This window comes from Microcoleus sp. AR_TQ3_B6 (assembly GCF_036702785.1).
In the GTDB taxonomy this organism is placed as follows: Bacteria; Cyanobacteriota; Cyanobacteriia; order Cyanobacteriales; family Microcoleaceae; genus Microcoleus.
Window position 1 is genome coordinate 25,718 of the sequence record NZ_JAUBVJ010000092.1, and the last position, 6,501, is coordinate 32,218.

Annotated in this window: 9 protein-coding genes; 4 read left to right on the forward strand and 5 right to left on the reverse strand. The window is 45.1% G+C overall.

What is annotated here, in order from left to right; translation table 11 throughout:
- Positions 1–70: 70 nt before the first annotated feature.
- Complete coding sequence (locus QUB56_RS30195) at positions 71–229, reverse strand: hypothetical protein (RefSeq protein WP_332960039.1); 159 nt, start codon at positions 227–229, stop codon at positions 71–73.
- Between the two features lie 10 nt (positions 230–239).
- A complete protein-coding gene (locus tag QUB56_RS30200; protein ID WP_332960040.1) occupies positions 240–1,373 on the reverse strand; it encodes a hypothetical protein in 1,134 nt (377 codons plus the stop codon).
- 235 nt (positions 1,374–1,608) lie between these two features.
- Here QUB56_RS30200 and QUB56_RS30205 point away from each other — a divergent pair, with 235 nt between their 5' ends.
- The 4 genes from QUB56_RS30205 (at position 1,609) to QUB56_RS30220 (ending at position 3,726) form a co-directional block, all read left to right on the forward strand.
- Positions 1,609–1,875, forward strand: coding sequence for a helix-turn-helix transcriptional regulator (locus tag QUB56_RS30205; RefSeq protein ID WP_332960041.1), 267 nt, complete (start codon positions 1,609–1,611; stop codon positions 1,873–1,875).
- Positions 1,876–2,168: 293 nt separating this feature from the next.
- Entirely contained in the window at positions 2,169–2,417 is a 249-nt protein-coding gene (locus QUB56_RS30210; protein WP_190732406.1) for a helix-turn-helix domain-containing protein, read from the forward strand.
- Between the two features lie 57 nt (positions 2,418–2,474).
- Positions 2,475–2,756: a helix-turn-helix transcriptional regulator gene (locus tag QUB56_RS30215; protein WP_332960042.1), complete on the forward strand. Its 282-nt coding sequence runs from the start codon at positions 2,475–2,477 to the stop codon at positions 2,754–2,756.
- A gap of 700 nt (positions 2,757–3,456) precedes the next feature.
- Entirely contained in the window at positions 3,457–3,726 is a 270-nt protein-coding gene (locus tag QUB56_RS30220) for a helix-turn-helix transcriptional regulator (RefSeq protein ID WP_332960043.1), read from the forward strand.
- Between the two features lie 39 nt (positions 3,727–3,765).
- Here the strand turns inward: QUB56_RS30220 and arfB (QUB56_RS30225) are convergent, their stop codons facing one another.
- The 3 genes from arfB (QUB56_RS30225) to arfB (QUB56_RS30235) all read right to left on the reverse strand — a co-directional run bounded on the left by arfB (QUB56_RS30225) (position 3,766) and on the right by arfB (QUB56_RS30235) (position 5,863).
- The gene (gene arfB, locus QUB56_RS30225) at positions 3,766–4,179 is read right to left on the reverse strand and encodes an alternative ribosome rescue aminoacyl-tRNA hydrolase ArfB (protein ID WP_332960044.1); all 414 of its coding nucleotides are present in this window, start codon (positions 4,177–4,179) and stop codon (positions 3,766–3,768) included.
- Positions 4,180–4,467: 288 nt separating this feature from the next.
- Positions 4,468–5,133 carry a sulfotransferase family protein gene (locus QUB56_RS30230; RefSeq protein ID WP_332960046.1) on the reverse strand — a complete coding sequence of 222 codons (666 nt, stop codon included), beginning with the start codon at positions 5,131–5,133 and terminating at the stop codon, positions 4,468–4,470.
- Positions 5,134–5,449: 316 nt separating this feature from the next.
- On the reverse strand, positions 5,450–5,863 hold the full coding sequence (gene arfB, locus QUB56_RS30235; RefSeq protein WP_332960044.1) for an alternative ribosome rescue aminoacyl-tRNA hydrolase ArfB: 414 nt from the start codon (positions 5,861–5,863) through the stop codon (positions 5,450–5,452).
- Positions 5,864–6,501 lie beyond the last annotated feature (638 nt).

The window sequence follows — 6,501 nt, forward strand, 5'->3', positions numbered from 1 at the left end:
CAGATGAGGAGAATAGAGATAGGAATAATTCCGATGCTAACAGATTTAAAGGGAAAAACCCCCTGATAACTTACCTGCGACAGCCTTGGGCGATCGCCCTTAACACCGCTAGCCGCACTTCTGGATGAGATTTCTCAAGCCCGTTAGCCCGAAAAATCCAATGTCCGCCGCCCGCGTGCTCGATCGCAATCTTCTGACCGTCAGGCAAAACTATTTGCCACCAATTCAAAACAGTGGCTTTAATAAGGTGGCACTGAATTTCGTTCAGTTGAACCTCCATTAATTTCAGTTGACGCATGATTGGATTTTGAGCAGATGACTTCATGATTTTCCTGATTAAATGAATTCGACTGTTTCTCGGCTTTGATTTCTGTTTGCCGATTTTTCAACTTAACTGCACCTTCCGAACTTTTCGCCTTAACTTCCCCTTTCAAACTTTTCGCCTTAACTTCCGTTTTACCACCTTTCGGCTCAACTTTCAATCCAAAACCTTTAGACTTAACTTTGCCTCGGGCAGATTTTGAAGTCTGTTCCGCTGCCGGCTTCTTAAACTCGGCGTCTAATTGGTCTAAAATCTCCTCTTGTTCGGGAGTATGTTCCGCTGGCTGCTCTAAATTTCTGGGATTGTATTCGTCAACCAACCTTGCCAAAAATTCCGAAATTGACAGTCCGGCTGCGGCTGCTTTTTTGGTTAAAAGGGCGTAAGTGTCGGTTTTAATCCGAATTTGTTTGAGCCGGAGGTTGGGATTGTTGTCAACTGTTTCGGCAATAGTTACTGCGGTAATCCTTTCTTTGGGTATGACATCCACCACTTCTTGCCACTTTTCCTGTAAAGGACTGTCGCCGTATTGGTCGGTGATTGCGTGTTTGAACAAAGGGACAACTTGAGCAACGCAGCTCGGCAATATCTCAAATCCTGCTTTAATTAAGCGCAGGCAAATGCTCGCTGATTTGATGATTTGCGTGCAGTAAAAATACTGTCTGCCTAATGCTTGTTCGCAGTAACTTTTAAAGGTTTTGAACTTGTCTTTGTACAATCGCAGTTTTCGGATGGCGTCCAGCATGATTCCTTGCCGCACGTAGTCTAGGAATCCCCTTTTAATTTCGCCTGTCAGGAAGTCTAAATCGTGAAAGGGAGATTGATTCTGGATTTCTTCTTCAAAGTCTAGCAGCGGGCCTGCAAAGTGAAAGTTGGAGGCGACATCGCCTAGGTAGAAGTTGTCAATGGATGTGGGCATGATCTGGAATGGTTCGAGAAATGGCACGATACCACGGAAGTTGTGCGATCGCAAAGGAGAAGTTTTGGTCTGGATATTTGATACAATTTTGAGTTGGGCCGTCTCTGTGAGGTCGATCGACCTTTTACATGGCACCACCTCCTCGGCGTTGAGAAAAAAGGGGCTTGAGGTATGCGCCCAACCCCCAAAAATACGCTTGGGTATGCAAGCACAATTGATAGACACGAAAAATCAGGCGGTTCTTCAAACCTGCATTTTGACGAAACGAGGCTCGCGCTCGCCGCCCTTTGTCATGTCACCTTTGTCTCATTATGAGATGTCAATTTAATTTTGTCAAGTATGACATCTCAATATGAGATTTTACGATCCAATGTCATCAAGAAAAGAACGAAGACAGGAGGGCAATTCACCATTGGAAGCCCTAAGAATCCACAAAACAGACTTATCACAAGATGAGTTCGCTTTTAAATGTGGGATTCCCCGCGCCACCTATCACAGATGGATATCTGGAGCAACAGAGCCCAAATTTTCTCTGGAACAGTTGAAAGCAATTTGCCGAGAACTACAAATAGAAAAAATAGATGAACTTCCAGAGAGCTTTGGCCCTCCGAAGCAATCCAACCAAACCAACAGTTAAAAAATTACTGCGGATACAATTTTGAGTCAGGCTGTAAGTTCGATCGACCTTTTAAATGGCATCACCTCCTGGGCGTTGAGAAAAAAGGGCTTAAGTCATGACCCTTGCCGGGAAAATACGCTTGGCTATGCAGGCATAATGGGTAGACACTACAAATAAGGCGGTTCTTCAAACCTGCATTTTGACGAAAGGAGGCTTGCCCGATTGCCTTTGTTTTGCTTATCTACTAGCAGTTTAGTGCCAGATACCAACGAGTCAAGCACTATTCTGCTAGCAACTAACTGCTACAATTGATGGAAGCTAAAGATCAAGAAACCATAACCTTGAAAAACCTTAGAGAAAGTGCAAATTTGACCCAACCCGAACTTAGTCGTCGAATGGGGGTAGGAATTCGCATTATTGGCGATTGGGAACGAGGAGAATCCATTCCTCGCTTCGATAGGGCCATTGCTCTGGCGCGCGAGCTAGGCGTACCACTAAAAACACTTGCTAGATGTATGGGACTAGACGTAGCCAAAATTCCCGATGACCTACCAACATGAAGTTTACGTCTTATCCAAGTCTTTATCAAGACGTTTACATCATGAATATTCCGTCCCATGATAGAAGAAGAGTTACAAGAAAAGGAGAAGTCTCCATTGAGACTGCTCAGAGAACAAGCTGGACTAACACGCCCTCAAGTCAAAGAAAAAATCGGAATTTCCGAGCGAAGACAAGCTGACTGGGAATTAGGCAAGGCTCTACCTAATGCTGAAAACATACTTGCTATGGCTAACCTGTACCAGGTTTCTCTAAAAACTATGTTTGAGGTTTTAGGATTAGACGTAACCAAAATTCCCGATGACTTACCAAGTCGTGAGCCCTCATCGAACGACAACTAACCCGCAGGGGTTCGTCCATGTCTAGGGAAAGGGGCTTGAGTCATGCACCCAAGCCCGGAAAATACTAAGGCTATGCAGGCTTGACACTCCCCAACCTAAAGGTGTGGGGATTCTTAATTCAGCGACTGACCTTTAAGTGCTACGTCCTTGCGGCAATACTCAAACCTTTTAACCGTAGAAATCCTACCAATTAACGAGCCCGATTCGCAGTCACCCCAGAGGGTCTATCTCCAAAAGCGTACTAGGATATTGACCTAGAATTCGGGTATGCCCTACCCTATCTAAAAAAAAGTGAATTGTTTGTTTTTCTGGTTATGAGGCTGTATTAAGCCCCTAGCTGTTTTGAGAGTTTTCGCCGCTCTTTGTCCCCCGGTTTACGCCTAAAAGTGTGTCTGAGTCCCTGTTTCACGATGGCGAAGGAGTTTAACCTTGACTTTTATAGTATACATAGTATACTACAAAAACCAGCAATTCCCTGGTTTTTGGGAATGGGTTTAAGAAATTAAAGCCGTCCTAGAAGGACGGGGTTTTAAACCCAATTTCTTGATAATGGGTAGAAACTACAAATAAGGCAGCTCGCTAAACCAAAGCGTTTCCACCGTCCGGCTAAAGGAGCCGCCTTTCTGTTGTCTCTATCTTTAACAACCTTAGTTGTATTCCCTCAATTTGTCAACAACTTTGGTTGTGAATTTGCTATGATATGCCCAGAAAGAAACAAACTCAAGAGTCCAAAGATATACCAGCACTGCAAATCTTGCGGGAAGCTGCTGGTTTATCGCAATCCGCTTTAGCAAAGCAAATTCCCGACAAAACCCGCACAAAAACCCTAACTCAGCAAGCCATTAGCAAATGGGAACGAGGACTAGACGAACCCGAACTGACCATTGCTCAAATGAAAGCCCTTTGCAAAGCTTTGGGAAAAACGCTTAACGATTTGCCTGACGACTTAGGCCCACCAAATCCCGACTGACAAATAAAAACTCAAAAAGCCCGATCGACCTTTCATCCCTCAATCGGTAATTTTCGCTCTCAGAGCTTTAATCTGCCCTCGCTTGGTTTTGCTGTCGAGACGCTTGCGCTGGGAACTACGAGTTGCTTTGCTGGGTTTGCGCCTTTTCGGTATGACGATCGCACTTTTAATGAGTTCTTGCAGCCGTCTCAAAGCCTCCTCCCGGTTTTGTTCCTGGCTGCGGTGTTCCTGCGCTTTGATGACAATCACACCTTCGGAGGTGATGCGCTGGTCGTTGATTTGCAACAAACGCTGCTTGTAGCGATCGGGCAATGAGGAAGCTGGGATATCAAAGCGCAAGTGAATCGCACTCGCCACCTTATTTACATTTTGCCCCCCCGCGCCTTGAGAGCGAATCGCACTAATCTCGATTTCGCGATCGTCTATGAACACTGTATTAGAAATTTGTAGCATGAGCGATCGTCAGTGGGATTAAAGATACAGGCCGATCTCGCACAGTCTGTGGAGGCGGACGAAAGTTTGACAAAGAGCGATTGAAATCATAGATGAACTTCCAGAGAGTTTTGGCCCTCCGAAGCAATCAAACCAAACCAACAGTTAAAAAATTACTGCTGATACAATTTTGAGTCAGGCTGTAAGTTCGATCGACCTTAACCCGACCAGGATCGAACCTACCCTTGGAAGGGGGGGAGAGGTACATTGTAATAATGATTAATCTTTAATTGGGCAAGAACTTCAATGCTAGTAAAGCTCTTTTGATGCCTGTTGAAATGTGGCGCGATCGTTGAGATGTGGAAAAGGCTTGTCAGGAGGAACAGATACGCCAAGGAAGTGACACAAGGGTTCCCAACCCTCCTTCACTTGGTAAACTAACAGCCGCTCTGGTGGAACCAAACGTTTGACTTCTTCAATGTGTTGATTGAAAATTCCGATCGCGTAGGGTTTATCCTCAAATTTCCCTTGAAAATCCTTCAGCCAAACATCTTTATCTGCCATGCGGAAGATGCGAACTAGACTCCGCAGCTTAGGAGAAAACGGGAGCGATAAAGCCATCTTTAGCTTGTCCCAACCTTTTGGCCCTGCTTGGTAGATTGTTTTCAAGGTACTCTCATACCAACTATCTGCATCTCGAATACTCAACAGAACTTTAGCATCAGGATAGTGCTGGATAAGTTGACTGTAGTAACGATAACCTGGGTAATCTACTATTGCTTGATAGCCATCAAACAAAGCATCCCAATTGACAGGTTTTCCCTGAGTGGCATCCTCCCAAAACTTTACATCAGAAGGGTGTGTTAGAAGTTCTACCATGTGGTAGCATTTACTAAAACCGAGTTCTTCTAAAGCAGCTTTGATAGATAGCGTTCCTGTTCGTCCAAAACCTGCACCAATCACCTTAATTGCCATAAATTCCTCAATATTCTGCTTCCATTAAAAGTCGAAGCCCACTCCCTCAATTGTAGATCGGGCGATCGCGCAACAGTTCTGGTACTAGGGTATAGATTTTCCCCCCTAGGTGTAGGGACCTGCAATACTAAACGCTATGTCCCTGCAATGCTGCGATTTTTGAGGATGGATTAATTGCAACTGAAATTAAAGTTCAGCCAGGATTAACTGCAACACAAACCCAGGGCTAACTGCAACTGAGCCTGCAATCATCCATTTAGAGCGGAATTAACTGCAACCGATCGATGTCTAGAGGGTGACAAGGACCTTTCATCCCTCAATCGGTAATTTTCGCTCTCAGAGCTTTAATCTGCCCTCGCTTGGTTTTGCTGTCGAGACGCTTGCGCTGGGAACTACGAGTTGCTTTGCTGGGTTTGCGCCTTTTCGGTATGACGATCGCACTTTTAATGAGTTCTTGCAGCCGTCTCAAAGCCTCCTCCCGGTTTTGTTCCTGGCTGCGGTGTTCCTGCGCTTTGATGACAATCACACCTTCGGAGGTGATGCGCTGGTCGTTGATTTGCAACAAACGCTGCTTGTAGCGATCGGGCAATGAGGAAGCTGGGATATCAAAGCGCAAGTGAATCGCACTCGCCACCTTATTTACATTTTGCCCCCCCGCGCCTTGAGAGCGAATTGCACTAATCTCGATTTCGCGATCGTCTATGAACACAGTGTTAGAAATTTGTAGCATGATTCAACAGTGAGATTAATGATACAGGTCGATCTCGTACAGTCTGCGGAGGCGGACGAAAGTTTGACTCTATGCAGCGATTTCACTCGCCGAATGATGCACTTAGTTTAGTATTTGACAACTCCCCGCCGTAAAACGGCCCAGATTCTTCCTTTTATTTCCCGCTAGCCATGTTCGGTTATCAGCCGCTACTCAATCCATGAAAAGCACTCTACAATAATTGTATAGGTTCGTTGAATCTATGAGGAGGATCCCGACAAACAAATTTTTTTGTTTCTGAGATCCAAAAGCTTCCCGGAAGGGAGGGATGCATGGGCGAAGGCTGAGACAATGGCGCAGATTGGTAGAGTGATTGTTTACGTCGCTAAGCTACGGAAAAGGAAAAGCCAGTCTCCCACTAACGAAAACAAAGGAGGTAACAAGCTATGAAAAAAGTTATAGACAAAATTAAGCTAGTTCTCCCAATCAAGAGTAAATTAGTGTTAGTAGACTTAATACTAGCCGGGTTCTTGCTCTTCCCCAACGCGTCCTGTCCAATCCTAAAACTGAATAGCCTCTAAGTAGGGTTTGCTGAATAAGCCTAAAACCCTTACCTGAAAAGACTTTGACTCGCGAACGGCGCGGATAAAGTGTAAGAC